Source organism: Phyllobacterium sp. P5_D12 (genome assembly GCF_054049495.1).
Genome location: NZ_JBFUMG010000955.1, coordinates 1 through 1,090 on the forward strand (window position 1 = coordinate 1; position 1,090 = coordinate 1,090).

Below are 1,090 nucleotides of genomic sequence, written 5' to 3' on the forward strand. Positions count from 1 at the left end.
CTTAAGAACAGAGGTGCCCATAGTGTTTTTAAACAACCGCGCCATAATCTCAACCCTCGGTGTCAACTTTTCTTTGACACCAGGCAAGATTTCCAATCTGTCTCGGGGGCTATGCTGATGACACAAATGCTGGCGAGTGTTCAGGATGTTCTTGAGGCGGAAATCGTCTTCCAGAATGGTGCGGATATCATCGATCTGAAGGATCCGGCGAACGGCGCGCTGGGCGCGGTTGCACTGCCCAAGCTTTTGGAAGTTATCGATTTTATTGCGGGAAGGCGGCCCGTCAGTGCCGCTTGCGGCGATCTTCCCATGCAACCTGAAGTCGTTCGCACAAAGGTTGAGGAATTCGCCGCAACCGGCGTGGACTATATCAAGATCGGGCTCTTCGAGTCAGGCAATTTAGCCGACTGTCTGGAAGCGCTGAAGCCGCTTGCGTCACACAAAAAATTGATCGCGGTGCTCTTTGCCGACTACCGCGACACATACAGCGAAAATCTGTTTGCGGAGCTCTCTTCCGCTGGATTTCACGGCGTGATGATCGACACGGCCGACAAGTCGAAAGGGCGGTTGCTCGACCACATGACACCTGACCAGATCGGCAAATTCATCAAGGATGGCCAGTCGCACGAATTGAAGGTTGGCGTTGCCGGATCGCTCGAAGCGCCGGATATCCCGCGCCTGTTGTCATATGCCCCGGATTTTCTCGGTTTCCGCGGTGCGCTGTGTTCAGGTCTCGATCGCACCGCGCCGATCGATGCGCAGGCAACAGCGAAGATTCGCGGCCTGATCCCGGAGGCTCTTGAGGCGAGCGCCCCTCCAGGCGTCGACTACAAGTTGCTCGCCGCGCGCGGCTACTTCCCGGATCCTGCTGAGGCCGGACTTGGAACCGACAAGATATTCGTCCGTGATTTCGTTCTGCCCGTCCATATCGGCGCCTATAGTTTCGAACATGGCAAGGCGCAGAAGGTGCGTTTCGATGTGTCGGCCGATGTTCTGCGGGTGACGCGCAATCCGGAAGACATGCGCCACGTCGTTTCCTACGATCTCATCATGGACGGCATTCGTGCCATCGTCGCCCGCGGCCATATCG

1 protein-coding gene is annotated in these 1,090 nt (G+C 56.6%); it reads left to right on the forward strand.

Annotated elements, in window-relative coordinates:
- Positions 1–117: 117 nt before the first annotated feature.
- Positions 118–1,090 (forward strand): (5-formylfuran-3-yl)methyl phosphate synthase (locus ACXJ5O_RS27940; RefSeq protein ID WP_457302751.1); only part of this gene is annotated, 973 nt, incomplete at its 3' end.